The organism is Agrobacterium sp. 5Ca50 (genome assembly GCF_055381905.1).
The window spans coordinates 1,135,152-1,159,892 of record NZ_AP026438.1 but is presented as its reverse complement, the minus strand read 5'-3'; the positions used below and the strand labels follow the sequence as shown (position 1 = coordinate 1,159,892).

Below are 24,741 nucleotides of genomic sequence, written 5' to 3'. Positions count from 1 at the left end.
TTTCCTTTCCCGCACAATGCGGGAAGCCGTCCTCGCCAAAATAGAGGCGGCTTATAAACCTGTCGGACGCCCTTGCATAGGTCGCCATTGCATCAATCAGTACCATTTCGGCCCCGGATGGGGCCGTAAATCGATTATATCAGAAAAACCGAATTCAGACGCGTTCGCCGTTCCGGATCCGGTAGCTCGGTGAATACATCGTCACCAGCTCTTCGGCCGCTGTCGGATGCACCGCCATGGTGTTGTCGAAGTCATCCTTCGTGCAACCGGCCTTGAGGGTGATGCCAAGCAGCTGCGCCATTTCACCAGCTTCGTGGCCAAGAATGTGAACGCCAACAACCTTGCGGTCCTCAGCATTGACAATCAGCTTCATGATCGTCTTCTCGGAGCGACCGGACAATGTAGCCTTCATCGGGCGGAACTGCGCGCGGTAGACTTCCAGTTCCTGATAGCGGGAGGCCGCCTCTTCTTCCGAAAGACCAACCGTACCGATTTCCGGCTGCGAGAACACGGCGGTGGCAATGAGATCATGATCCGGCTTGGTCGGATTGTTCTTGAACTCGGTTTCGATGAAGCACATCGCTTCATGGATAGCCACTGGCGTCAGCTGTACCCGGTCGGTGACGTCACCCAGTGCAAAGATGCCTGGCACGTTGGTACGCGAATATTCGTCCACGACAATCGCACCGCGCTTGTCCAACGCCACGCCTGCCGCTTCAAGGCCAAGACCCTTGGTATTGGGGTCACGTCCCAGTGCCAGCATGACGGTATCGACCGACAGCGTGCCGTTGTTGAGGGTGCGGGCGATAAGACCACCGTCCGGTGCCTTGGACACTTCCTCGATAACGTCAGAGCAAATGATGCGGATGCCCTTGGCTTCCATTGCCTCATGCAGGCCACGGCGCATGTCGAGATCGAAGCGCGACAGGATTTCCTTGCCGCGATAGATCAGCGTCGTTTCCACACCAAGACCGTGGAAGATATTGGCAAATTCAACAGCGATGTAACCGCCACCAGCAATCAGGATGGAACGCGGCAGCGTTTCAAGATCAAAAGCCTCGTTGGAGGAAATCGTCAGCTCATGGCCTTTGAGTGCCTTGTGCTCATTGGGCGTACCACCCACGGCAATGACAATGCGTTCAGCCGTGAAGGTCTGACCGGTCTTCACCAGCTTGACGGTATGGGCATCCACCAGCTCGGCACGGCTGTCGTAAATGTCAGCCTTGGCGTTTTCCAGACCCTTGCGATACAGGCCTTCGAGACGGGTGATTTCCTGATCCTTGGCGGCAACGAGCTTTTTCCAGTCAAAGCTACGTTCGCCGACAGTCCAGCCGAAACCGGCGGCATCTTCAAAATGCTCAGGGAATTGCGAGGCATAAACAAAGAGCTTCTTGGGAACACAGCCTCTGATGACGCAGGTTCCGCCGTAACGATATTCTTCGGCAATAGCGACACGTTTACCAAGCGAAGAAGCTACGCGCGCGCTGCGCACGCCACCGGAACCACCACCGATAACGAAAAGGTCATAGTCATAAGCTGTCATAATATACCCCTGTGAAGATACCCGATAAACGGCCCCGGTATCCTTGCGTCTGTGTGCTGCTGATATAGGTATTCAACACACCAAATGAAAAGCCCGGCCATGAGGCCGGGCTAATGAATTCACGAAAAACTGAAGATCAAGGCTTCGGTGCTTCAGCCGGGGCAGCGCCTTCGGCTGGCAGTGGTGCGAGATCGGCACCGGCAACCTTCTGAAGTTCAGCCATGCTCTTTTCGCTGAGATCGCGGTTGATGCCGGATGCCCAGATGTCAGCAGCCTTCAACAGTTCACGTGTTGCAATCGGTCCGTCTTTCAGGAGCTTCTTGCCAGCTTCGCTGTTGTAGAACGCGCTGATAGCCTTCAACTCGTCAATCGAGAAGGTCTTTGCGTAGGTCGCAGCAGCTTCACGCTCGAGGTCGGCACGACGTGGCGCCAGCGCCAGCGCAGTTTCATCAACCGTCTGGCTGATCGCGTCCTGAACATTTGGCGAAGCCTGGATGAGCTGAGCCTTCAAACGCTCGGCAAGGCCCGGCAGAATGGCATCGAAGCGCTCGGTAACGCCAAGCGTTGCAATGGCCTGCTTAGCCGCAGTGATGTGCTCTTCCGAAATTTCCTGCGCCCGTACGGCAGAGCCGAAAACGAGACCTGAAAAAAGGATCGAAGCAGCGGCAGCGCGGCCCAGTCCCGCTATTCTGATCATGAAATATTTGCTCCTGTTATATTCTTGCTTGCATTGCACGTGCCCCGCCAGGGCCGGCAATAATGGCAAGCGACGCCATATTGATGAAAAGTCCGTGTTCCACAACACCGGGAATCGCATTGAGTTGGTTCGCCAGCGTTTCTGAATCAGGAATACGCCCAAATGATGCGTCAAAAATAAGGTGGCCGCCGTCAGTCGTGAACGGACCATCCTCTGTTCCACGCAATTTTAGCTCACCCGTCAGACCGAGGCGCGATGCCAGTGCCTCAATCGCAATACGTGTAGAGGCAAGTCCAAAGGCATTGATCTCGATTGGCAACGGGAATGCGCCAAGCGTTTCGACAACCTTGCTTTCGTCAGCAATGACGATCATGCGCGACGATGCCGCTGCAACGATCTTTTCACGCAGCAATGCGCCGCCGCCGCCCTTGATCAGGCTAAGGTTGCCATCCACCTCATCCGCACCATCAATGGTCAGATCAAGCTGCGGCAATTCTTCAAGCGATTTCAAGGGAATGCCAAGTTCTACACACAGACGCGCGGTCCGTTCGGAGGTTGGGACCCCCTGCACTTTCAAACCGCCCGCGACCTTTTCGGCCAGCAAACGGACAAATTCTTCGGCTGTCGAACCAGTGCCAATACCGAGCCGCATACCATCCTCAACATAGGACAAGGCAGCCTCGGCGGCTTTAATCTTCATCTGGCGGGCATCCATATGCCAAAATCTCCAGTCGTTTTCTTCGCGTGCTGTTTACACGCCTCGCTTGCCAAACGAAAGCCCTTATGCGCGAACAGACCACGGATGACAGCAGTTTATTGCAAATGCCCATGGCATTGCTTAGGCTGCTGCACAGAATTGTGAGCCCCATGACATTCAATCCCAGCCATAGAGAACGCCTTTGACTGCGCCACTTGCCATTTTCGACCTCGACGGAACCTTGATCGATACTGCACCCGATCTCGTCACCAGCCTCAACAGCACAATCGCCGAAGACAATCTTGCCCCTGTGACCTACGAAGATCTCATGCATCTCGTTGGCCAGGGCGCTAAAACCATGATCAAGCGCGCCTATGCGCTGCGCGAACAGCCGCTGTCCGACGAACGGCTGGAAGAGCTGTTTTTGCGCTTCATCGATTATTACAAGCAGAACATTCCCGGTGACAGCAAACCCTACCCCGGCATTATCGAGGCGCTGCTGCGTCTGAAGGACGCCGGTTTCGAGCTCGCCGTCTGCACCAACAAAACGGCCGTGCTGACAATGCCACTGCTGGAACAGTTGAATCTGACCCAGTATTTCCCGACCATCACCTGCGGTGACACCTTTGCGGTGCGCAAGCCCGATGCCGCCCATATCATCGGCACCGTGGAACTTGCCAAGGGTCGTCTGGACAATTGCGTCATGATCGGTGACAGCGTCAACGATATCATGGCCGCCAAAAACGCTGGCGTTCCATCCATCGGCGTGACCTTCGGTTACACCGACATACCGGTTGAACAGCTGGACCCATCCTACGTGATCAGCTCGTTTGACAAACTGACACCGGAACTGTTGCTACAGTTGATTTCCGACCGCGCAAAGGCGGCCTGATCTCGAGCCGAGCCTTAGAATTTATCGCATAAAAAAAGCGCCCTTTCGGGCGCTTTTGTTTTGGATGATGTCGTCTCAGACCGACGATCCGCGTGCCTTGCTGGTTACGCCGAAAGCCTTCATGACGTAGCTGTCACGGTCATAGACGTCGTCGAAGAACTCGACCTTGCCATCCTTGTTCGGCCATGCAGTGAAATAGGAGACGTAAACAGGAATTTTAACCGGCACCTGAACCGCACGATTCTTGCCGGATGCGATCTGCTGGTCGATCTCGCTGATGCCAACACCCATCACGGCCGCAGCCATGCGACGCGGATCAACCAGACGAATACAGCCGTGGCTCAGCGCACGCATGTCGCGCGAGAAGAAGCTCTTGGCCGGCGTGTCATGCATGTAGATGGCGTGCGCATTCGGGAACAGGATCTTCAGATCACCCAAAGCATTGTCACTGCTCGGCGGCTGGCGAACCGCAATGGCATTGGTAGAGCCGTACCAGTTGACGCTGGAAGACGAAACCGGCTTGCCGCCAACCTCAACCTGATAACCGAGGCGGTCCAGGTAGGATGGGTCATTGCGCAGCTTCGGCAGCATTTCGTTGACGATGATCGACTGCGGAACGCCCCAATAAGGGTTGAATTCTACCGTCTGGATCTGGTCCTGGAAGAAATAGGTCTGGTTGGCCTTGGAGCCAACAACCACCTTCATGCCGAACTCTTCCTTACCTTCATTGTGGTAATAGGCCATGAAGGCAGGCTGGTTGATGAAGACGTAACGCTGGCCGAGGTCAGCCGGCAGCCAACGCACCTGCTCCATCGCCACCACGACCTTGTTGATCTTGGCTTCGTTGCTGTCGCCGATCATGGCGCGAACCGTTGCACGGCCAATAACGCCGTCAGCCTTCAGGCCGTGTTCGCCCTGGAAGGCCTTGACCAGTTCCACCAGTTCCGGCGTGTATTCCGGGGTCTGCTGGTAGGTGGTGAAGGTTTCGGAATGCTGCTGTTTCAGGGTTTCCGACGAACGGTGCTGGATTGCCTTCACGACACTGGCGAGCTCGGCATTGGTGTTGCCGGGCTTGAGCAGCAGGTTGTCGGAGAGAACGATACGCTCATGCTCGTTGCCGTCCTGCTCGCGCAGTGCAGCCAGTTCCGCCTTCAGCGACAGGTATTCCGGGTTTGATGGTTCGCGGCTGCGCAGATAGGCCGTGATGTCGGTGCTGAGACGCGAGAGCTTCAGGACCGGCGCCAGATTGACGGTCTTGCGCTTGAAATCATGGTAGCCGGACAGTTTATTTGGATCAATGCGGCCACGCATATTGTCCTGCACATAGGTCAGGACCTTTGCCGACAGCGACAGTTCAAACTGCATCAAGGCGCGCTGGTAAGCGTCGTTTGTGCTGCTCACCTGCTGCTGCACCGGCTCTTCCGGTGCTGTTGCCGGTGTTTCGCTGATGCTGGCGGTGACGTCGCTGGCAGGAACGGAAATGATGTAGTCGGCCGGATCAAGACCGCTTGCCGAAACACTTGCGAAGAACTCGAGAACGGCATTGGCCTTTTCATTGACTTCGCCATTGGTGACCCACAGCGTTTTGCCGCCAGCACCGTAATAGGCTTCCAGCGCCTTGGCGACATCAACCGGTGCGGTGACCTTGGCATTGTCAAGGAAACGCGCCTCATTGTCGGCCTGGCCAAAACCGGTGGTTTTCACCGTTTGGGTCGCGTCAGCCTTATAGGTGTAATAACGCGGACCAGCGATACGCGGCAGCGGCTCAGGATCGGCATCATTTGTGACACGAGCACTGCTTCCGTTGCCTGTGACAACACCGGGCAGCGCCTGCTGCTCACGTGCGCCCTGCTTGCCCGGACCACCGCGCAAGAGATCAAGCAGCGTGACAGCACCAGCAGATGAAGGCATGGCTACCGAGAACGCAAGCCCGGCTGCCAGCATGAACGCAGCCGATGTTTTTCCAGATCCTGTATGCAATTTCGTCCTCACACCATAAGGCGGGAATGCAGCTGATTCCGCCTGTATTTATTTAATGACTGTCTAACCGATTACCGGTTTTTTGAAAAGAAAACGGACGACAGTGCGGGGCATCGAGCACCTCAACTTTCCGTTACGGAAGCACCATCGTCAGCACTCCCTGCAGGGTTGGATTAAATGGTTAAATTTTCCTTTATTTTTGATGGCTTATACATAAAATAACAAACATCATGAACTCAGCACTGCTGCGATTTTTACGCAAATTCGCCATGTGACGGATATGCCACGGCGCGGAATATTCGATTTTCGACAAACCCCATTGTTACACTCAAGATAGGGTCATATGGGCTTTCCATGCTGGGCGGATGGCTCTATATGTCTGCGCGCGCAAGGCGTGCAAAAGTGCCGTTTTGCCGGAGGATTTGAGCATTAAGAGGCAGGACCGATGACAGCCACCCGCACGGAAACCGATACATTTGGCCCGATCGACGTCGCAAGCGACAGATATTGGGGCGCACAGGCACAGCGTTCGCTTGGAAACTTCAAGATTGGCTGGGAAAAGCAGCCGCTTTCGGTTGTTCGTGCACTGGGCATCGTCAAGCAGGCCGCAGCCCGCGCCAACATGGCACTTGGCCGCCTGGACAGCTCCGTTGGCGACACCATCGTCAAGGCAGCGCAGGAAGTTATCGACGGCAAGCTGAACGACCACTTCCCGCTGGTTGTCTGGCAGACCGGTTCCGGCACCCAGTCCAACATGAATGCCAATGAAGTGATCTCCAACCGCGCCATCGAAATGCTGGGCGGCGAGATGGGCTCCAAGAAGCCTGTTCACCCGAACGATCACGTCAATATGAGCCAGTCGTCCAACGACACCTACCCGACGGCCATGCACATTGCCTGCGCCGAAGAGATCGTTCACCACCTTCTGCCAAGCCTCAAGCACCTGCATGCAGCACTGGACAAGAAGGCGAAGGATTTCGCCCACATCATCAAGATTGGCCGCACGCACACGCAGGACGCCACCCCGCTGACGCTTGGCCAGGAATTTTCCGGTTACGCCGCACAGGTTGCTTCTGCCATCAAGCGCATTGAACTGACCCTGCCCGGCCTTTGCGAACTGGCACAGGGCGGCACCGCCGTCGGCACCGGCCTTAACGCACCAGTCGGCTTTGCTGAAAAGGTTGCCGAAGAAATCGCTTCCATCACCGGTCTCGACTTCGTCACCGCCCCTAACAAGTTTGAAGCGCTTGCAGCGCACGACTCCATGGTCTTCTCGCACGGCGCCATCAATGCTGCCGCTGCTGCCCTGTTCAAGATTGCCAACGACATCCGTTTCCTCGGCTCTGGCCCACGCGCCGGCCTTGGCGAGTTGTCGCTGCCAGAAAACGAGCCTGGCTCGTCGATCATGCCAGGCAAGGTCAACCCGACACAGTCTGAAGCATTGACGCAGGTTTGCGCGCATATCTTCGGCAACCAGGCCGCCATTACGTTCGCAGGCAGCCAGGGTCACTTCGAACTGAACGTCTACAACCCGATGATGGCGTACAACTTCCTGCAGTCCGTCCAGCTTTTGGGCGACGCTGCCGTATCCTTCACCGACAACTGCGTTGTTGGCATCGAAGCGCGCGAAGACAACATCCGCAAGGGCGTTGAAAACTCCCTGATGCTGGTCACTGCTCTCAACAGCAAGCTGGGTTACGACGCCTGCGCCAAGATTGCCAAGACCGCACACAAGAACGGCACGACGCTGCGTGAAGAGGCTGTCGGCGGCGGTTACCTGACCAACGAAGAGTTTGATCAGTATGTTCGTCCAGAAGAGATGATCGGCCCGAAGTAAGTCGAGTGAACAAGATATACATCGAACGGCTCCGGGAACGGGGCCGTTTTTTATTTGGCAATTTTCGTCAACGTATTAGAGTTATTGCAAAAACCATTGATGCCCAAAACTAACCCAAGAAAAATCAATGGCAAAAAATTATACAAGAAAAATGCTAAAGCAAAAACAATCTTCGGTTGATGACCTCAAAAGTAATATAAAAACAGCAACTTAAATTGCGACTATACTTACATCATCATTTTCGAAATAATAGAACACATCACCAAAATTAAATATTCCAAAAGAAATTGGGTGCTAATATTTAGCATGATTTAAGCCTAGAATTATTTGGAGACTTTGATGAGCACAGTAACCACGCCCAAGGCGCAGGTTCCTGATATTGCCGGTCAGATTACCTATGCCATGCGCAGCATGGGCGTGGCACCTATACCCCGCAATTACAGTCTATTTTATGAAGCCTATATTGGCTCTAACCCTGCCCTCACCCGCGAGCTGGCTGCCCTTGGCAGCAAGGCGACGCAGGAGGAACTCGACGCGCTGGGCGACCAGTATTTTGACCATAATCACGGCCGTATCATTGAAACTGCGCATGACAAGGTTCGCTCTGAGCTGGAATCCCTGCTCTCGCTTTTGCAGCATGAACAGAATTCAATGGAAAACTACAGCAAGCTGCTGGTCGAAACTGTTGCGCGTATTTCCAACAAGAATATCACCAGCAACAATATTGTCGGCAGCGTGATCAAAGTATTGCAGGATGCAACCGGCAATACCGCGGCCCATGGTGAAAAGACTGCACAGAGCGTCAGCCGCCATTCCGAAGAGATGAACCAGGTTCGTCAGGAACTGGACGAATACAAGCGTATCGCCAATACGGATTCGCTGACCCGCCTTTCCAACCGCCGCGCTTTTGATGAAAAGCTGTCTTCCCTGTTCGACAGTTCCATTGGCCTTCATCTGACATCGCTCGTGTTGCTCGACATCGACCACTTCAAGCGGATCAACGATACCTATGGTCATCCGGTTGGCGACAAGATTCTCGCGACCGTCGGCAATCTTATCCGCTCCAATGTTCGCAAGGACGTGTTTGTGGCCCGCACCGGCGGTGAAGAATTCGCAATCATCCTTGAAGGCAACAATGTCGATGAGGTGATGACGATCTGCGAACGCATTCGCTTGTCGCTGGAAAATACACCGTTCCGCAACTCGCGCTCGGGCACGGATTACGGCCCTGTGAATATCTCGATCGGCTACGCCATGGGCTCGCAAGCCTCTGGTCCTGGCGAGCTCTACGCACAGTCTGACACCGCACTTTACCATGCCAAGGAAACCGGGCGTAACCGCAGCGTTTTCTTTGAAGAAGGCATGCAGAAGAATTACGTTGGCAAGAACTGGTTGATCTACAAGTAGTAACCAGCACCAACATCCAGAATGAAAAGAGCCTGTCATGTCCCAAGCATGACAGGCTCTTTTTATTGGTCGTCGTCTTATTGATCAGGCTGTTGTCCTGTCCGCCGCAAACGGCGCATCACCACATGGTGACGGCCGCACGAGCAGCCCATGTGCTGTCATAGGTGTCCTTGTCAAAGTCTGCCTTGGCAGCCTTCAGCAAGGTACCGGGTGTCGGCAATGTCGCCGGGTCTACAAAGTGCTCCGGGTTCCACAGTTCCGAGCGCATCAAGGCTCTGGCGCACTGGAAATACACCTCATCAATGCTCACGACCAAAACGGTGCGTGGATGTTTGCCATCCATCACGAAGCTTTCCAGCAATGCCGGATCAATCGACACCTGCCCCTTGCCATTGATGCGCATGGTGGTGTTGGAACCGGGGATCAGGAACATCAGCGCGACGCGCGGGTCACGAACCACATTGAGAAGGGAATCGATACGGTTGTTACCGCGCCAGTCGGGCAACAGCACCGTCTTGTCATCGGCAACCCGCACGACACCGCCGCGGTCGCCACGCGGCGAACAGTCCATGCCCTCAGGACCAACGGTTGCCAGAGCGACAAAGGGCGAGGTTTCGATCATCAGCCGGTATTCGGCGGTCAATCGTTCCGTGACCTTGGCGACCGACGCTTCTGAAACGCCATTATAAATGGCCTGCAATTCTTCAACCGACTGTATGATACTCATCTGTCCTCACCTTTTCATGCATGTGTGAAAGCACCGTCACATGACAGGAGAATGACGGTAAACCGTCATCTCCTCGCCTCTGCACTGGCGCTTTCCTGCTGCGCACGTTTCTTTGCCGTTCTTGCTGCAACAAGGTCAGCCGGCTGGGCATTGCCACGCACCAGCGAGCGGCCAGCGTAGATGCCGCCGACAACTTCAAGCGCGAAGCGTTCCTGGTCAACATCGCGGAATTCTTCGACCAGCCGTGCTGCGACTTCCATGTCTTCACCGAGCACGTTCAGCACTTCTTCACTGAAGTTCAGTGCCGATTCCAGCGTCTCGCGGATCTGGTAATCAACACCGGCATTTAACAGATCGATAGCGTGGGCGCGGTCAAAGGCACGCGCCAGCACCGGCACCAGCGGGAATTCGTGCTTGACGATCTCAGCAATGCGGATGGCCGCTTCCTTGTCGTCCACGCAGATCAGTACAGCCTTGGCGGTGGCAGCACCGCCAGCATGCAGGATTTCAGAGCGTGAACCATCACCGTAATAGACCTTGAAACCGAACTCGGCGGCTTCCCGGATAAATTCCGGATCACGGTCAATCAGCGACAGCGTGTAACCGCGCGCCAGCAAGGGCTGGCTGACAATCTGGCCAAAACGGCCAAAGCCGATCAACAGCACCGTGCCTTCGACATTTTCCGGCAGGTCCAGATCATGGGTATCTGGCACGGCAGCAGGAACCAGACGATCATGCAAAATCACCATCAGCGGTGTCAGGATCATCGAAATGATGATGGTTGCGGTCAACAGCGCATTTTCTTCGCGGTTGAAGATGCCGGCAGCAATGGCGGCGGCGTAGAGCACAAAGGCAAATTCGCCGCCCTGCGCCATCAGCACCGCACGCTCGAGGCTTTCACGTTTGCAGGTGCCGAGAATACGCGCCACGCCGTAGATGATGACGGACTTCAGCACCATGTAGCCGATCACGCTGGCAACGACGATCTTCCAATTCTGGGCGATGACGGTCAGGTCAATTGCCATGCCGACAGCCAGGAAGAACAGGCCAAGCAGGATACCACGGAAGGGTTCGATATCGGCCTCCAGCTGGTGGCGGAATGACGATTCCGACAGCAGCACACCGGCCAGAAATGCACCCATGGCCATGGAAAGCCCGCTCATCTGCATTAACAAAGCAGATCCCAGCACCACCAGAAGGGCAGCGGCAGTCATGACTTCCCGTGCACCGGAGGCGGCGAGTAGGCGGAAAAACGGATTGAGCAGATAACGACCGGCAACAATCAATGCTGCGATGGCTGCAAGGCCAATTCCAATCGACAGCCATCTCTGCGATGCGGTGACTTCTTCGCCGCCGCTGCCGAGAAACACCACCAGCGCCAAAAGTGGCACAATCGCCAGATCTTCAAACAGCAGGATGGAGATGATGCGCTGGCCTTTCAGCGTCGACATGCTGCCGCGTTCCTGCAGCATCTGCATCACAATGGCAGTAGAGGTCAGCACGAAGCCGGTCCCAGCCACGAAAGACGGAATGGCGGGATAACCAAGACTGACGCCAATGACCGTCAGGCCGGCCATACAGGCCAGCACCTGAAATGCCCCAAGACCAAAAATGTCCTTGCGCATCGACCACAGCCGCGACGGCTGCATTTCAAGCCCGATGACGAACAGGAACATTACGACGCCAAGTTCGGCGATATGCAGGATGGCCTGCGAATCCGAAAAGAACCCAAACCCAAAGGGACCAACGACAAGACCGGCGGCCAGATAACCAAGCACGGAGCCCAAACCGATTTTTTTGAACAACGGGGCGGCAACGACGCCTGCGCTCAACAGCACCACCACCTGCAACAAATCATTGCCGTTTGCTTCAACCGCCAAAGTTCACCTCACCTGTGCGTATATGTATAAATGACGTCTGGAGCGCTTCTGATCAGAACCGGTCGGTTCAAGCGCCCTCGTATGAAAGGAATAATCAGTATCTGCCGTTTGCCACCTGCAGCCTTAACGGCGGCGCGGCTCGCGGCTCAGTCCTTTTTCTGCCAAGTCAGCCTCGTAAGCCGCGAACAGCTTGTCACCATCACGACCGAGTTCCAGCAGATATTTCCACGTAAAGATACCGCTGTCATGACCATCGTCAAAAACGACGCGAACAGCATAATTTCCAGCGGCGACCATATTGCGAATGGCAACATTGCGTTTGCCAGGCACCGTTACCTTCTGCCCGGGGCCATGCCCCTGCACTTCTGCCGAAGGCGACAGAACCCGCATCACTTCCGCCGGGATTTTATACTGCGCACCGTCATCGAAGGTAACAGACAGCAGATGGCGATCCTGTGAGACCTTCAATTCGGTGGGCCAAGGATCACTCATTGTTCATTTCCCTAATGTCTTGTAGTGTTTCACAGTTATGGTCTTGTTTCGTTATAAGCAAGTCTCTAGATAAAACACGCGCAACGAACACCTTGGCTTGGCCTGAAACAGTATCACATTGAACATGTGTTCGAAGCAGGAGTTGGCACGTTGAACAGCTTTTTGGGACCGGTCGGAAAAACCGAAGCCCTGACACCAAATTCAGAACCCATGATCGATCCTTTTGGGCGTGCGGTCACCTATTTGCGTGTGTCGGTGACAGATCGCTGCGATTTCCGCTGCACCTATTGCATGTCGGAACACATGACCTTCCTGCCCAAGAAAGACCTATTAACGCTGGAGGAGCTGAACCGGCTCTGTTCCGCCTTCATTCAAAAGGGTGTGCGTAAGCTGCGCCTGACCGGCGGCGAACCGCTGGTGCGCAAGAATATCATGGAACTGGTGCGCAATCTCGGCCGCCATGTCTATGCCGGCACGCTTGACGAGCTGACGCTGACCACCAATGGGTCGCAGTTGGCACGCAATGCCGACGAACTTTACGACTGTGGCGTGCGCCGCATCAATGTGTCGCTTGATACGCTGGACCCGGTCAAGTTCAAACAGATTACGCGCTGGGGTGATTTCTCCAAGGTCATGGAAGGCATTGATGCCGCCCAGAAGGCTGGTCTGCAGATCAAGCTCAATGCGGTTGCATTGAAGGATTTCAACGAGTTTGAAATTCCCGAGATGATGCGTTTTGCGCATGGACGCGGCATGGACCTCACCGTCATTGAAACCATGCCGATGGGTGAGATCGAGGAAGATCGCACCGACCGTTATCTGCCGCTGTCGCAACTGCGCACGCAGCTGGAAGAACAGTTCACGCTGTCAGACATTGCCTACAAAACCGGCGGTCCTGCCCGGTATTTCAAAGTTACAGAGACCGGCGGCCGTCTGGGGTTCATCACGCCGCTGACTCATAATTTCTGTGAAAGCTGCAACCGCGTGCGTCTGACCTGCACCGGCACACTTTACATGTGCCTTGGCCAGAACGATGCCGCAGACCTGCGCACCGCACTTCGCGCCAGCGAGGATGATGGCCTGCTGTCCAATGCCATTGACGAGGCAATCCTGCGCAAACCGAAGGGGCATGACTTCATCATTGACCGCACACACAAGCGCCCAGCTGTCGCCCGCCACATGAGTGTTACCGGCGGCTGAGCACGTCGCTCGCGCATTGTATATTGCTTATTTAATTCGTCACCACAACCAGACGTTTTCCCGCCTCGCTGACCTCGCACAGCCATGATCGATTGGCTACTACTGGCCCGTGTCCGAGGGGATTCGGGCGGGAGAGGCTCTACTGTAATGGCAATGACGGAAAATACCCGAGGCGCGATGTTCATGGCACTTGCCATGGCCAGCTTCACCATCAACGATGCATTGGTGAAATCCGTCACCCCATTCATGAATACCGGCCAGATCATGTTCGTACGCGGCGTGATGACCACAGTGATGATTATCGCGCTCGCCAAATATTTTGGCGCCCTGAGGCCCATCAAAACACTGTTTCGACCACTAGTGCTGTTGCGGACAGTTAGTGAGATTACCGCCACGGTCCTGTTTCTGACCGCACTCGGCCAAGTGGAATTTGCCAGCATTTCCTCAATCATGCAGTCCTTGCCACTGGTGGTGACGCTGGGGGCTGCACTTTTTCTGGGCGAGCCGGTGGGCTGGCGGCGCTGGGTTGCTATTGGTATCGGTTTTGCCGGTGTATTGATTATCATTCGGCCGGGGTCGGAAGGTTTTACCACCGGTGCATTGCTGGCAATTGCATCCGTGTTCGTCACGGCCTGTCGTGATCTGGTGACGCGGCGCATGTATGCCGACGTACCGTCGCTGACCATCAGCATGTTTACCGCAACTGCCAATACGGCGTTTGGCGCATTGCTGATCGTGCCGATGGGTGGCTGGCAGCCGATGGAATGGAGTGTCATCGGCCATCTTGCCGTCGCGTCCATCCTGGTGCTCTCCGGCTACCAGACGGTGATCTTCGCCATGCGCTCGGGCGAAATCTCCTTCGTCGCGCCGTTCCGCTACACCAGCCTGCTGTGGGCGCTGATGATTGGCATTCTGGTTTTTCAGGAAAAACCCGACATCTGGACCTTGATCGGTGCAGCGATTGTCATTGCATCCGGCATTTACACGTTCTATCGCGAGAGACGACGCTATCTGATGAAATCGGCCAAGGATTCCTGAAAATCCCCGTTATGCCGGAATGACGCAAACCAGCCCTATCCGCAACCGTTGAGGGCGGTGACGCGTCAGGAGTAATGAATTGACTGACGTAGGTTTTCTGAACAGAAAAACACCGCCACATATTTTCACGCTGGTTATGGTGGCCGGGCTTTCTGCCCTCAGCATGAACGTGTTTCTGCCCTCGCTGCCGGCCATGGCCGCGCATTTCGAGACACAATATGCCGTCATGCAGCTGTCGATCTCGGGTTATCTCGCCGCAACAGCCTGCGTGCAGCTGGTTGTCGGCCCGCTGTCTGACCTGTTTGGCAGACGGCCGGTGATGCTGGTCAGCCTGTGCATCATGTGCATTGCAACGCTGGTCTGTTTTCTGGCGCCCAATGTCGGTGTGTTCATGGTGGCGCGTTTTGCGCAGGCCAGTGTCGCGACATGTTTCGTGCTGGCCAGAGCCGTGGTGCGCGACATGGTGCCGGCCAATCAGGCCGCCTCGATGATCGGTTACGTGACGATGGGCATGTCTGTCGTGCCGATGGTTGGCCCGATGATTGGTGGTGTCCTGAATGATATCGGCGGCTGGCAGGCAAGTTTCCTGCTGTTGATGGGCCTGACGATGCTGGTGATCGTGCTTGTCTATTTTGATCTTGGTGAAACCAACCGCCAGAAGTCGACCAGTTTTTCGGCACAGTTCAAGGCCTGGCCTGAACTTCTCAAATCACGGCTGTTTTGGGGATACGCGCTGACCTCGACATTTTCGTCCGGTCTGTTCTTTTCGTTTCTCGGTGGTGCGCCATTCATTGGCAGCACACTTTACGGCCTGACACCGGCGATGCTGGGTGTGCAATTCTTCTTCATGGCGGCGGGCTATATGCTCGGCAACTTCATCTCCGGCCGTTATGCCAGTGACATCGGTATCATCCGCATGATGGTGTCCGGCAATCTCATCGCCATGACCGGAATTGTCATCGCCATCGTCCTTGCCAATACGGGCCTGCACAGCCCTTACGCCTTCTTCATGCCGCTGGCGCTGATCGGTGTTGGCAATGGCGTGACCTTGCCAAGTTCCAATGCCGGCATGGTCAGCGTAAAACCGCATCTGGCGGGTTCTGCCTCCGGTCTCGGTGGTGCGCTAACGATTGGCGGTGGTGCTGCGCTGTCTGTTATCGCAACCTCGCTGCTATCGCCAACCTCCGGCACACAGCCGCTGCTGTTCATGATGGTTGCAACCGGGCTTCTCGCCCTTTACGCAACATACTTCACGCGCAAAGCCGAACGGCAGGAAGCCAGCCTGTCACAACGAGACGACAATGCATAAAAATCTTCCCGGCCTCATTCTCGCTGGCGGCCTTTCCCGCCGCATGGGCAGCAACAAGGCGCTCAAGCAACTGGGCGACAGCCCCCTGCTCTCGCATGTCATCGAGCGCATTCGCCCGCAAGTCTCATACCTTGCGCTGAACGCACCCCATGACTGGGCAGACGAGTTTGGCCTTCCTGTGGTGCCTGATACCAAACTGGGCCATGCCGGGCCGCTGGCAGGCGTTCTGGCTGGACTGCGCCACATGGCGACCGTGGCACCGGACGCCAGCCACATGCTGACAGTACCGGCCGACAGTCCGTTCTTTCCCGACACTCTGGAAGCCCAACTGCGGTCTTACATGACCGACGACAGCACGGTCATCATTGCCGCATCTGCCGGTCAGGTGCATCCGGTGTTCGGTCTGTGGCCAGTCGCCATTGCCGATGATCTTGAGCAATGGCTGGCGGTGGATGAAAACCGTCGTATCCGTAACTTTCTTGGCCGCCATGCAACGCTTGGCATTTCATTTCCCAAGATTGAAAGCGTCACCGCGTCGATTGATCCGTTTTTCAACATCAACACGCCGGACGAGCTTTCCATTGCGCAGGCATTTCTGGATACGCTGGACTGAAGTAAATGCGCCTAAATCGGCGCCAAGGAACATGCCTATAAACACAAAAAAGCCGGGCTAAAGCCCGGCTTTTTCTTCCCTGAGACGCACTACCTACTCAAGGTATCCTGATGGGTTCACCGGCGTCGCATCCTTGCGCACTTCGAAGTGAACCTGTGGGCGTTTCGCGCTGCCGCTCATGCCCGATGTCGCAATTGTATCGCCGCGCTGCACCTTCTGGCCGCGCTGTACGTTGAGGGCGGAAGCGTGGCCGTAAACAGTCACCTTGCCATCGTCGTGACGAACCAGAACCGTGTTGCCGAGCTGCTTCAGACCGTTACCGGAGTAGATAACCACGCCGTTTTCAGCGGCCTTGATCGCCGTACCCTCGGGAACCGAGATATCGATACCGTCGTTACGATTGCCATCGACGTTTTCACCGAAGCCGGAGATGACGGCGCCACGAACCGGCCAGCGGTATTTGCCGATGCCTGTTGCGGCCGGAGCAATCGATGCCACGTCGGACTTCTTCTCGATCTCGCCGACTGTCGAAGTGGCGACCGGCGCCTTGTAAGGCTCAGGCGACTTAACCGCGCTTTCAGTCTTTGCAGGCGCTTCCGGCTGTACTGGTGTTTCCTTCGGCGTGATCGACGCAGTTTTCACATTGTCGGTGTTGGCAGACGGCATCTGAAGCGTCTGGCCGATACGAATGTTCTCATTCGACAGGCCATTTGCAGCCTTCAAAGCAGCAACGCTGACACCATTTGCCTTGGCAATCTTGGCAAGGCTGTCACCTGGCTGCACCTTGTAGCCACCGGTTGGCGGCAGAGGCTTGCCACCTGGAGGTGTCAGCTTTGCAGCTTCGCCGGATGCCTTGTCGCGGGCAGCAGCAGCCGACGGCAGAACAGCAAGGTTCTGATCGTTCTGGCGGGTTGGTGCCGGCAGGTTGCCGTCATTGGCGAGATTTACGTTGTCCGCAGCGGCCTTGGCTGCATTACGTGGCGTGCCGAAGGTTGGAATGGTGATCGATTGGCCAGGTGCCGCGGCAGAAGCCGTCGTCAGTCCATTGGCCTTGAGGATTTCCTTTTCAGGCACACCATAACGCTTGGACAGCGTCGCAATGGTTTCACCCTGGCGCAGCGTCACACTTGGGCCACCCTGCGCATTCCAGCCATTTGAAGACGGCTTGGTTGACGCGGTGGAAAGCTGGTCAACAGCACGCGGTGCAGCCGGAGCCTGCGCAACAACCGCCGGTGCGGCAGGCTGCGGGTTGGCCGACGGGAATGGCTGTGCCATCGCCTGATTACGCGACTGCGGTTCGCGAAGCGTGTTGCCTGCGGATGGAGCTGTCAGTTCCGAGCGCTGGATCGTCGATGGCGAAGAGGCCACCCGTGCGCTGGAACTTTGCACCGAGCCGTAATTACCAGAGTTGTTCTGGTATGGCTGGTTATAATTCTGATTGTTGTTACCGTAGGCAGGCTGAGCTGATGCCATCGATGAACCATTGACATCGCCCATCGGGATCGGTGCCTGACCGTAGGCACCTGCACCGTTTCTGGAAGGGATTGATGCAGTGGTCATCGTATCCGTTTCATTGGAAAACAGACCGCTGAACCGGGTGGCATCCGAGCTACAGCCCGTAACCACGCCTGCCAGCGAGATTGCAACCAAAACTCTTGCGACTGATTTTCCGATTTTGGGCGAATTCTTCATACGCATGACTCGATCTACACTGACGCCAACCCGCCGAAACTGACTGCCTCGGCGCAAACTCATTTCTTGCAAGGCCCATTTCCCGAGAACGGAAAAACCATGCGTCTATGGATATGATTAAAGCGCGTTAGTATTACTACGCGGTTAAGACGCTTAAATTCCGCGCAGTTTTTTTGACAATTCGATAACCATGACAATTAAGACATGGCAAAAAGCAAGGCGAAGTCTGAATTCCTTGTTTGAATTCAAAGCCTTAAAAAACAGCAATTGCGACAGAAAAAATCAGATATGGCGCGCCATATGCGGGATAAGCGGCAAATAAGGCGCTTCGAACATATCCTCGCGCTCAAAACGGCTGCCGGTTTTTGACAAACGCATCATCACGCAACGCTCGTCATCCACCATCAGCGGCGCAATCAAAACGCCGCCGGAAACGAGCTGTTCGGCCATGAAGCGTGGAAAGGTGGTAAAGGCTGCCGTAATCAGAATACGGTCAAAGGTGCCCTCGCCTGTCAGACCATTGCTGCCATCGGCAAGGCGGGTCACGACATTACGAAGGCCAAGGCCTTCCATACGCTTCTGGGCGCTCTGAACCAGGGTCCTGTAACGATCAATAGAGACGACACGTTCTGCCATGCGGCCAAGAACGGCGGCGGTAAAACCGCTGCCCGTTCCGATTTCCAGTACACGCTGCCCCGGCTTCACCTGAAGACGGGCCAGCATTTTAACCGCCATATCGGCGCCTTCCATGAACGATCCGCAATCAATCGGGATAGTTCGGGTGGAATAGGCATCGTCGGCAAATTGCGATGGTACGAATTGCGAGCGTGGTGTCTGCTCGACTGCCGTCAACAGATCGATATCGGAGATGCCCTCGGCCCGAAGACGCAGGACCAGAGCAGCAAACCCCTCTTTTTCGATCATTGGCGATTTCAATCTGCAACTCCAAAACCAAGCGCCTGGGCAACACGATCCTTGACCGTATAATCTGTCAGGTCGAGTTTAAGAGGCGTTACAGAGATCTTGCCGTTCTTGACGGCATGAATATCGGTGCCTTCGCGGAACGTGCCCAGACGCTCGCCAAAACGCAGCCAGTAATAAGGAAGGCCACGGCCATCCTTGCGCTCTTCAACGGTCAGACCGAAGTCCAGCTTGCCCTGATCGGTCACGGTCACGCCCTGCACGTCTTTCGGCGCGCAGTTGGGGAAGTTGAGATTAAGGAAGGTGCCATCCGGCAGGTCGACATCGATCAGCTTCTTGATCAGGTCAGGTGCATAGGTTTCTGCAACTTCCCACGGCACGATGCGGTCACCGTCATCGGTGTGAGCATAGGCCTGGCTCAGCGCAAATGAACGCACGCCCTGCAGCGTGCCTTCGATGGCGCCGGCGATGGTGCCGGAATAGGTCACGTCGTCAGCCATGTTGGCGCCGGAGTTTACACCCGACAGCACCAGATCAGGTTTGCCGGGCAACACTTCGCGAATGCCCATGATGACGCAATCGGTTGGCGTACCGCGCAGGGCAAAATGCTTGTCGGAAACCTTGCGCAGACGCAGCGGCTCGGAAAGCGTCAATGAATGCGCCAAACCACTCTGATCCGTTTCCGGTGCGACAATCCACACATCGTCGGAGAGCTTGCGCGCAATGCGCTCAAGCACAGCCAGCCCTTCGGCGTGGATACCATCATCATTGGTCAGAAGAATGCGCATTCATATACCCTTTCGGCAGTATCAGGCTGCTTTTTCGATCTTGGTCAGACCGCCCATATATGGCAGCAGCACGTCTGGAATTGTGACAGAGCCGTCTTCGTTCAGGTAGTTCTCGAGAACGGCAATCAGGCAGCGGCCAACAGCTGTGCCGGAACCGTTCAGCGTGTGAACGAACTTCGTCGCCTTGTCTTCCTTGCCCCGGTAACGGGCGTTCATACGGCGACCCTGGAAATCACCACACACCGAGCAGGACGAGATTTCGCGGTAAGCGTTCTGGCCCGGCAGCCACACTTCAAGGTCATAGGTCTTGCGTGCGCTAAAGCCCATGTCGCCGGTGCACAATGTCATGGTGCGGAAATGCAGACCAAGACGCTTCAGCACTTCTTCAGCGCAGGCCGTCATGCGCTCGTGCTCTTCCACAGCGCTTTCCGCATCGGTGATCGAAACCAGCTCGCACTTCCAGAACTGGTGCTGGCGCAGCATGCCACGGGTGTCACGACCGGCAGAACCGGCTTCCGACCGGAAGGATGGCGTCAGCGCCGTAAAGCGCAGCGGCAGCTTTTCCTGATCGAGAATTTCGCCCGACACCAGGTTGGTCAACGTGACTTCAGCCGTCGGGATCAACCAGCGGCCATCCGTGGTCTTGAACAGGTCCTCGGAGAACTTCGGCAACTGACCGGTTCCGAACATTGCGTCATCGCGCACAAGCAGAGGCGACGACACTTCGGTGTAACCGTGCTCGCCTGTATGCAGGTCGATCATGAACTGGCCAAGCGCCCGTTCCAATCGTGCAATCTGGCTGGTCAGAACAGTAAAGCGGGCGCCGGACAATTTGGCAGCGCGTTCGAAATCCATGTAGCCAAGCGCTTCACCGATATCGAAGTGTTCTTTCGCCTCATGGTTCCAGCCTGGCTTCTGGCCAACCACACGCGCAACGATGTTGTCGTGTTCGTCCTTGCCGACAGGAACGTCATCAAAGGGAATATTGGGAATGCGCGACAGGGCGTCGTTGAGTTCTGCCGTGATCTGGCGGTCCTCTTCTTCTGCCTGTGGCATGGTTTCTTTCAGCTCGGCAACTTCGGCTTTCAGCTTTTCAGCAAGCTCGAAGTTCTTCTGCCCCATGGCTGCGCCAATCTCTTTGGAGGCGGCATTACGACGGGACTGCATTTCCTGAAGTTTCTGAATAACGGCACGGCGCTTTTCATCAAGCACTATCAAACCGGAAGAAAGAGGCTCCGCGCCGCGCTTTGCCAAGGCGGCATCCAGAGCTTCGGGGTTTTCGCGTATCCATTTAATATCGAGCATTGTCGTTCCAGACTGTTCGGTTTGCCTGCGGTTACTTCAAAAAAGCAAAAGCCGGGCTTGAAGCCCGGCTCATGAAAAATAGCATGCCGGACAAAACGTCAGGCGTCTTCGGAGGCTTCGAGCTCCCTGCCTGCATTTTCCGCCTCCCGCTTCTTCTCCACGAGTCGAGCCAAGTATATGGAAATCTCGTAGAGAATGATCGCAGGCAGCGCAAGACCGATCTGGGAAAGCGGATCGGGCGGCGTAAGAACGGCGGCCACGACAAAGGCAATCACGATGGCGAATTTGCGCTTGTCCTTGAGCGTCTGGCTGGTGAGCAGACCAACGCGGGCCAGAAGCGTGGTAACGACAGGAAGCTGGAACACCAGACCGAACGACAACACCAGCGTCATGATCAGGCTGAGATATTCCGACACTTTCGGCATCAGAGAAATGGCAACTTCGCCCTCTTCCGGCAACTGCTGCATGGCAAGGAAGAACCACATGACCATGGGCGTGAAGAAGAAATAGACGAGCGCTGCACCGATCAGAAACAGGATCGGCGATGCAATGAGGAATGGCAGGAATGCCGCGCGCTCATTCTTGTAGAGGCCGGGCGCCACAAACTTGTAGAGCTGCGAGGCAATAACCGGAAACGCGATAACAATCGCGCCGAACATCGCCACCTTCACCTGGGTGAAGAAGAATTCCTGCGGGGCGGTGTAGATGAGTTCTGCCTTGGAAAGGTCAAGTCCTGCCCAGGTCACTGCCCACTTGTAGGGAATGACCAGAAAGTTGAACAGGTGCTTGGCAAAGCCGAAGCACACCACAAAAGCAGCAAAAAAAGCCACCAGAGACCAGATGAGCCGCGTGCGCAGCTCCATCAGATGCTCGACAAGCGGCTGGGGTTTGTCTTCGATATCGCCGCTCATGCTTCGTCCTTCTTGGCAGTCTTTGCAGTGGCGGCGGTTTTCCGCACCACTGGCTTTTTGGCGGCGGCAGGCTTGTCAGCCACATCAGTTGCAGCCTTGGCCACGGATGGCTTTTTGGCAGCAGCGGTCTTGGCTGGCGCGGCTTTGGCTGGCGCGGCTTTCGCCGGCGTAACCTTGGCTGGCGTTGCTTTCACGGCGACCGGCTTTGCTGTCTCGACCGTATCAGCAGCAGGTGCGACTGGCGCCGTTTTGGCTCTAGGCTTGGCGGCCGGCTTTGCAGCAACCGTGATTGCCTCGGCCGTGGTGGCAGCCTTTGCCGTTGCAGCACTGGGGGGCGATGCCTTCGGCGCCCGCGGCTTTGCAGCCGGTTTTGCCTTGGCAGTAACAGGTGCTGGCGTTGCAGCATCGGGGATGATTGCCGGAGGACTATCTGGCAACATCATCGAAGGTTCAGGCACCGAAACCGGTGTCGAGGAAGCTGGTGTCACAGAGGTTGCGGACGTGCCCGACTTTGCGTCATCCAGTGTCGTTGCCTTTTGCAAATCGGATTTGATATCCTGACCAAGCTGGCGCAGCGGGTTCATGGCGTCCCGCAGGGAGTTTGTCGGATTCAGGTTCTGTACGTCGGAAATGGTACGACGGACATCATCCATATCAGCTTCACGCAGCGCTTCATCGAACTGACTGCGGAACTCGCCCGCCATCTTTCGAAGATTGGCCGTCATTTTGCCGAAGGCACGTATCATTGGAGGCAAATCTTTGGGTCCGACGACAACGATCAATACGACCGCAATCACCAGAATCTCGCTCCAACCAATGTCAAACATCAATATGCTCCCGAGACACGCTCGCCTCGCCGGTCAGACTGGCCTTGACGGCCAAGTCTTACTTGATTTCGTCAGCCTTGTGATCAACCGTCTTGCTGTCGGTCGATGCGGGCGGCGTTGCGTCGTCGTCAGCCATGCCCTTCTTGAAGCTCTTGATGCCCTTGGCAACATCACCCATCAGTTCCGGAATCTTGCCGCGGCCGAAAAGAACCAGGACAATGACCAGAACGATAAGCCAATGCCACACACTGAAAGAACCCATAACCGAAACTCCTGAATTGCGCTTTTAACCGATGTAAGATGTTTATTGCTGTTTTTCAAACACCAAAATGCACGCCCCTGCAATTGAGGAGTTGTCGCAGGTCAAACTCCCGCGAGGTTTTCCAGCATTTTAGTTTTATTAGTCGTCGTCGCCGGCGCCACCGGGCATCAACAGGCCCAATTCTTCCAGATCCAGCTGGGTGATCGGATCTTCTTCATCCGTCAGGTCATCGTTCATGGATGGAATCGGTATGCCGAAATTGGCCGGAATACGGCCGGAAAGCAGCCCTGCCCCCTTCAGTTCTTCGAGACCGGGCAAGTCGCGCAGTTCCTCAAGACCGAAGTGATCGAGAAAATCGACCGTCGTGCCCATGGTGACCGGCCGGCCCGGTGTGCGCCGGCGCCCGCGAAACCGCACCCAGCCCGCTTCCATCAACACATCAAGTGTACCCTTGGAGGTTTGCACACCACGGATTTCTTCGATTTCCGCACGCGTCACCGGCTGGTGATAGGCAATGATTGCAAGGACTTCCAGGGCCGCACGTGACAGTTTGCGCGGTTCCTTGTCTTCGCTGCGAATGACGAATGACAGGTCACTGGCCGTTCTGAAAGCCCAGTTCCCGCCAATCTGGATAAGATTGACGCCCCGGTTGTTATAGGCAACCTTCAAGCGCCACATCAATGCCGACACATCCATGTCCTTGGGCAGACGTTCGGCAATGAAGGCTTCCGATACCGGCTCGGCAGAGGCAAACACCAGCGCCTCGGCAATGCGTTCGGCTTCACGCTCCACGCGGCTCAGGGCTACCGGTGGTTCGGTTTTCACCACGTCCGCAATGGTGTTGTCGTCCATCGGTTCATGGTCACTCATTCTCGGTATCCTGATCAGGCTGGCCTAGCACCGGTTTGCCGGTGCCCTTGCGCATGAAAATCGGCTGAAAGGCGCCATCCTGCCGTATTTCGAGAGTGCCTTCCCGCACCAGTTCCAGCGATGCTGCAAAGGCGCTGGCAATCGCTGTCACACGGTGTGCGGGGTCGGCTATATATTGCAACAGATACTGGTCGAGCGCCGTCCAGTCATCGATATCGCCCAGCAGCGAGGTCAGCAGTTCACGGGCATCGACCAGCGACCACACCTGACGTTTTTCAATCGTCACATGGGTAATTGCATGGCGCTGCCGAAGCGCTGCATAGGCACTCAGCAGATCATAGAGATTGGCCTCGAACACCGAGCGGCTGGTATGGGGAATATGTTCCGGTGCACCACGCACGAAGACGTCGCGACCCAGACGGTCGCGGTTGACCAACTTTTCCGCCGCCTCACGCATCGCCTCAAGGCGTTTCAGGCGGAAGGCCAGCGTTGCGGCCATTTCCTCACCGCTTGGGCCCTCATCCTTGGCCTGCTGCGGAATGAGAAGCTTGGATTTCAGGAAGGCAAGCCACGCCGCCATAACCAGATAGTCGGCGGCAAGCTCGATGCGCACCCGCCGCGCCGTATCGACGAAGGACAGGTATTGTTCGGCCAGCGCCAGCACCGAAATGCGCGACAGGTCCACCTTCTGCGTACGGGCAAGATGCAGCAACAGATCGAGCGGGCCTTCAAAGCCCGCAACGTCGATCATCAGCGCGGCTTCACCCGTGGCCCGCTCGGCAGTGTTTTCCTGCCAGAGCTTGTCCATAGGTGTGCTGGTGCGGGACTTGTCTGCCGCCATCTTCCCATCCGC

Annotated in this window: 23 protein-coding genes; 7 read left to right on the top strand and 16 right to left on the bottom strand. The window is 56.0% G+C overall.

The window, feature by feature from the left end:
• Positions 1 to 154 precede the first annotated feature (154 nt).
• The 3 genes from gor to rpiA form a co-directional block, all read right to left on the bottom strand.
• On the bottom strand, positions 155 to 1,543 hold the full coding sequence (gene gor / locus ACZ5FM_RS05520) for a glutathione-disulfide reductase (RefSeq protein WP_464039926.1): 1,389 nt from the start codon (positions 1,541 to 1,543) through the stop codon (positions 155 to 157).
• Positions 1,544 to 1,679: 136 nt separating this feature from the next.
• Positions 1,680 to 2,240 carry a DUF2059 domain-containing protein gene (locus tag ACZ5FM_RS05515; RefSeq protein WP_192487696.1) on the bottom strand — a complete coding sequence of 187 codons (561 nt, stop codon included), beginning with the start codon at positions 2,238 to 2,240 and terminating at the stop codon, positions 1,680 to 1,682.
• A gap of 16 nt (positions 2,241 to 2,256) precedes the next feature.
• A complete protein-coding gene (gene rpiA, locus ACZ5FM_RS05510; protein ID WP_192487695.1) occupies positions 2,257 to 2,955 on the bottom strand; it encodes a ribose-5-phosphate isomerase RpiA in 699 nt (232 codons plus the stop codon).
• A gap of 184 nt (positions 2,956 to 3,139) precedes the next feature.
• Here rpiA and ACZ5FM_RS05505 point away from each other — a divergent pair, with 184 nt between their 5' ends.
• Positions 3,140 to 3,829: an HAD family hydrolase gene (locus ACZ5FM_RS05505; protein ID WP_464039925.1), complete on the top strand. Its 690-nt coding sequence runs from the start codon at positions 3,140 to 3,142 to the stop codon at positions 3,827 to 3,829.
• A 75-nt stretch (positions 3,830 to 3,904) separates the two neighbouring features.
• Here the strand turns inward: ACZ5FM_RS05505 and ACZ5FM_RS05500 are convergent, their stop codons facing one another.
• Positions 3,905 to 5,773: a L,D-transpeptidase family protein gene (locus tag ACZ5FM_RS05500; protein WP_464040423.1), complete on the bottom strand. Its 1,869-nt coding sequence runs from the start codon at positions 5,771 to 5,773 to the stop codon at positions 3,905 to 3,907.
• A gap of 481 nt (positions 5,774 to 6,254) precedes the next feature.
• On the opposite strand from ACZ5FM_RS05500, the gene fumC reads away from it, so the two are divergent.
• Together fumC and ACZ5FM_RS05490 are read left to right on the top strand one after the other, a co-directional pair.
• Entirely contained in the window at positions 6,255 to 7,646 is a 1,392-nt protein-coding gene (gene fumC, locus ACZ5FM_RS05495) for a class II fumarate hydratase (protein WP_250982691.1), read from the top strand.
• Positions 7,647 to 7,985: 339 nt separating this feature from the next.
• On the top strand, positions 7,986 to 9,053 hold the full coding sequence (locus tag ACZ5FM_RS05490; protein ID WP_250982692.1) for a GGDEF domain-containing protein: 1,068 nt from the start codon (positions 7,986 to 7,988) through the stop codon (positions 9,051 to 9,053).
• A 118-nt stretch (positions 9,054 to 9,171) separates the two neighbouring features.
• On the opposite strand, the gene ACZ5FM_RS05485 is transcribed toward ACZ5FM_RS05490, so the two are convergent.
• The 3 genes from ACZ5FM_RS05485 to ACZ5FM_RS05475 form a co-directional block, all read right to left on the bottom strand.
• Entirely contained in the window at positions 9,172 to 9,780 is a 609-nt protein-coding gene (locus ACZ5FM_RS05485; RefSeq protein ID WP_250982693.1) for a pyridoxamine 5'-phosphate oxidase family protein, read from the bottom strand.
• 65 nt (positions 9,781 to 9,845) lie between these two features.
• Entirely contained in the window at positions 9,846 to 11,660 is a 1,815-nt protein-coding gene (locus tag ACZ5FM_RS05480) for a monovalent cation:proton antiporter-2 (CPA2) family protein (RefSeq protein WP_275640991.1), read from the bottom strand.
• Between the two features lie 123 nt (positions 11,661 to 11,783).
• Positions 11,784 to 12,152 (bottom strand): gamma-butyrobetaine hydroxylase family protein, encoded by a 369-nt coding sequence (locus tag ACZ5FM_RS05475; RefSeq protein WP_464039924.1) that lies wholly within the window; start codon positions 12,150 to 12,152, stop codon positions 11,784 to 11,786.
• Positions 12,153 to 12,362: 210 nt separating this feature from the next.
• Here ACZ5FM_RS05475 and moaA point away from each other — a divergent pair, with 210 nt between their 5' ends.
• The 4 genes from moaA (at position 12,363) to mobA (ending at position 16,312) form a co-directional block, all read left to right on the top strand.
• Complete coding sequence (gene moaA / locus ACZ5FM_RS05470) at positions 12,363 to 13,352, top strand: GTP 3',8-cyclase MoaA (RefSeq protein WP_464040422.1); 990 nt, start codon at positions 12,363 to 12,365, stop codon at positions 13,350 to 13,352.
• Positions 13,353 to 13,499: 147 nt separating this feature from the next.
• A complete protein-coding gene (locus tag ACZ5FM_RS05465; protein WP_259144990.1) occupies positions 13,500 to 14,390 on the top strand; it encodes a DMT family transporter in 891 nt (296 codons plus the stop codon).
• Positions 14,391 to 14,469: 79 nt separating this feature from the next.
• The gene (locus ACZ5FM_RS05460; protein WP_464039923.1) at positions 14,470 to 15,699 is read left to right on the top strand and encodes a multidrug effflux MFS transporter; all 1,230 of its coding nucleotides are present in this window, start codon (positions 14,470 to 14,472) and stop codon (positions 15,697 to 15,699) included.
• A complete protein-coding gene (gene mobA, locus ACZ5FM_RS05455) occupies positions 15,692 to 16,312 on the top strand; it encodes a molybdenum cofactor guanylyltransferase MobA (protein WP_464039922.1) in 621 nt (206 codons plus the stop codon). Before ACZ5FM_RS05460 ends, mobA begins: the two co-directional genes overlap by 8 nt.
• A gap of 93 nt (positions 16,313 to 16,405) precedes the next feature.
• Here the strand turns inward: mobA and ACZ5FM_RS05450 are convergent, their stop codons facing one another.
• From ACZ5FM_RS05450 to ACZ5FM_RS05410, 9 genes are all read right to left on the bottom strand, one after another.
• Positions 16,406 to 18,010: a peptidoglycan DD-metalloendopeptidase family protein gene (locus tag ACZ5FM_RS05450; RefSeq protein ID WP_464039921.1), complete on the bottom strand. Its 1,605-nt coding sequence runs from the start codon at positions 18,008 to 18,010 to the stop codon at positions 16,406 to 16,408.
• Between the two features lie 276 nt (positions 18,011 to 18,286).
• Positions 18,287 to 18,928: a protein-L-isoaspartate(D-aspartate) O-methyltransferase gene (locus ACZ5FM_RS05445; protein WP_409515557.1), complete on the bottom strand. Its 642-nt coding sequence runs from the start codon at positions 18,926 to 18,928 to the stop codon at positions 18,287 to 18,289.
• A gap of 8 nt (positions 18,929 to 18,936) precedes the next feature.
• Positions 18,937 to 19,713, bottom strand: coding sequence for a 5'/3'-nucleotidase SurE (gene surE / locus ACZ5FM_RS05440; RefSeq protein ID WP_250982698.1), 777 nt, complete (start codon positions 19,711 to 19,713; stop codon positions 18,937 to 18,939).
• A gap of 21 nt (positions 19,714 to 19,734) precedes the next feature.
• A complete protein-coding gene (gene serS, locus ACZ5FM_RS05435) occupies positions 19,735 to 21,018 on the bottom strand; it encodes a serine--tRNA ligase (RefSeq protein ID WP_250982699.1) in 1,284 nt (427 codons plus the stop codon).
• A 98-nt stretch (positions 21,019 to 21,116) separates the two neighbouring features.
• The gene (gene tatC / locus ACZ5FM_RS05430; RefSeq protein WP_250982700.1) at positions 21,117 to 21,929 is read right to left on the bottom strand and encodes a twin-arginine translocase subunit TatC; all 813 of its coding nucleotides are present in this window, start codon (positions 21,927 to 21,929) and stop codon (positions 21,117 to 21,119) included.
• Positions 21,926 to 22,756 carry a Sec-independent protein translocase protein TatB gene (tatB, locus tag ACZ5FM_RS05425; protein WP_464039920.1) on the bottom strand — a complete coding sequence of 277 codons (831 nt, stop codon included), beginning with the start codon at positions 22,754 to 22,756 and terminating at the stop codon, positions 21,926 to 21,928. Before tatB ends, tatC begins: the two co-directional genes overlap by 4 nt.
• A gap of 58 nt (positions 22,757 to 22,814) precedes the next feature.
• Positions 22,815 to 23,018: a twin-arginine translocase TatA/TatE family subunit gene (locus tag ACZ5FM_RS05420; protein ID WP_192487679.1), complete on the bottom strand. Its 204-nt coding sequence runs from the start codon at positions 23,016 to 23,018 to the stop codon at positions 22,815 to 22,817.
• A gap of 138 nt (positions 23,019 to 23,156) precedes the next feature.
• Positions 23,157 to 23,888, bottom strand: a complete 732-nt coding sequence (scpB, locus tag ACZ5FM_RS05415) for an SMC-Scp complex subunit ScpB (RefSeq protein WP_312943892.1) — start codon at positions 23,886 to 23,888, stop codon at positions 23,157 to 23,159.
• The gene (locus ACZ5FM_RS05410) at positions 23,881 to 24,729 is read right to left on the bottom strand and encodes a segregation and condensation protein A (protein WP_464039919.1); all 849 of its coding nucleotides are present in this window, start codon (positions 24,727 to 24,729) and stop codon (positions 23,881 to 23,883) included. Before ACZ5FM_RS05410 ends, scpB begins: the two co-directional genes overlap by 8 nt.
• Positions 24,730 to 24,741: the final 12 nt, after the last annotated feature.

What these genes read in the sequence shown, in the direction of transcription:
- serS (WP_250982699.1), bottom strand. Translation starts at nt 21,018, where the DNA reads ATGCTCGATATTAAATGGATACGCGAAAACCCCGAAGCTCTGGATGCC.
- ACZ5FM_RS05475 (WP_464039924.1), bottom strand. Translation starts at nt 12,152, where the DNA reads ATGAGTGATCCTTGGCCCACCGAATTGAAGGTCTCACAGGATCGCCAT.
- ACZ5FM_RS05490 (WP_250982692.1), top strand. Translation starts at nt 7,986, where the DNA reads ATGAGCACAGTAACCACGCCCAAGGCGCAGGTTCCTGATATTGCCGGT.
- ACZ5FM_RS05485 (WP_250982693.1), bottom strand. Translation starts at nt 9,780, where the DNA reads ATGAGTATCATACAGTCGGTTGAAGAATTGCAGGCCATTTATAATGGC.
- ACZ5FM_RS05450 (WP_464039921.1), bottom strand. Translation starts at nt 18,010, where the DNA reads ATGCGTATGAAGAATTCGCCCAAAATCGGAAAATCAGTCGCAAGAGTT.
- scpB (WP_312943892.1), bottom strand. Translation starts at nt 23,888, where the DNA reads ATGAGTGACCATGAACCGATGGACGACAACACCATTGCGGACGTGGTG.
- tatC (WP_250982700.1), bottom strand. Translation starts at nt 21,929, where the DNA reads ATGAGCGGCGATATCGAAGACAAACCCCAGCCGCTTGTCGAGCATCTG.
- ACZ5FM_RS05410 (WP_464039919.1), bottom strand. Translation starts at nt 24,729, where the DNA reads ATGGCGGCAGACAAGTCCCGCACCAGCACACCTATGGACAAGCTCTGG.
- fumC (WP_250982691.1), top strand. Translation starts at nt 6,255, where the DNA reads ATGACAGCCACCCGCACGGAAACCGATACATTTGGCCCGATCGACGTC.
- ACZ5FM_RS05465 (WP_259144990.1), top strand. Translation starts at nt 13,500, where the DNA reads ATGGCAATGACGGAAAATACCCGAGGCGCGATGTTCATGGCACTTGCC.
- ACZ5FM_RS05445 (WP_409515557.1), bottom strand. Translation starts at nt 18,928, where the DNA reads ATGATCGAAAAAGAGGGGTTTGCTGCTCTGGTCCTGCGTCTTCGGGCC.
- ACZ5FM_RS05515 (WP_192487696.1), bottom strand. Translation starts at nt 2,240, where the DNA reads ATGATCAGAATAGCGGGACTGGGCCGCGCTGCCGCTGCTTCGATCCTT.
- mobA (WP_464039922.1), top strand. Translation starts at nt 15,692, where the DNA reads ATGCATAAAAATCTTCCCGGCCTCATTCTCGCTGGCGGCCTTTCCCGC.
- surE (WP_250982698.1), bottom strand. Translation starts at nt 19,713, where the DNA reads ATGCGCATTCTTCTGACCAATGATGATGGTATCCACGCCGAAGGGCTG.
- gor (WP_464039926.1), bottom strand. Translation starts at nt 1,543, where the DNA reads ATGACAGCTTATGACTATGACCTTTTCGTTATCGGTGGTGGTTCCGGT.
- ACZ5FM_RS05420 (WP_192487679.1), bottom strand. Translation starts at nt 23,018, where the DNA reads ATGGGTTCTTTCAGTGTGTGGCATTGGCTTATCGTTCTGGTCATTGTC.
- rpiA (WP_192487695.1), bottom strand. Translation starts at nt 2,955, where the DNA reads ATGGATGCCCGCCAGATGAAGATTAAAGCCGCCGAGGCTGCCTTGTCC.
- moaA (WP_464040422.1), top strand. Translation starts at nt 12,363, where the DNA reads ATGATCGATCCTTTTGGGCGTGCGGTCACCTATTTGCGTGTGTCGGTG.
- ACZ5FM_RS05500 (WP_464040423.1), bottom strand. Translation starts at nt 5,773, where the DNA reads ATGCTGGCAGCCGGGCTTGCGTTCTCGGTAGCCATGCCTTCATCTGCT.
- tatB (WP_464039920.1), bottom strand. Translation starts at nt 22,756, where the DNA reads ATGTTTGACATTGGTTGGAGCGAGATTCTGGTGATTGCGGTCGTATTG.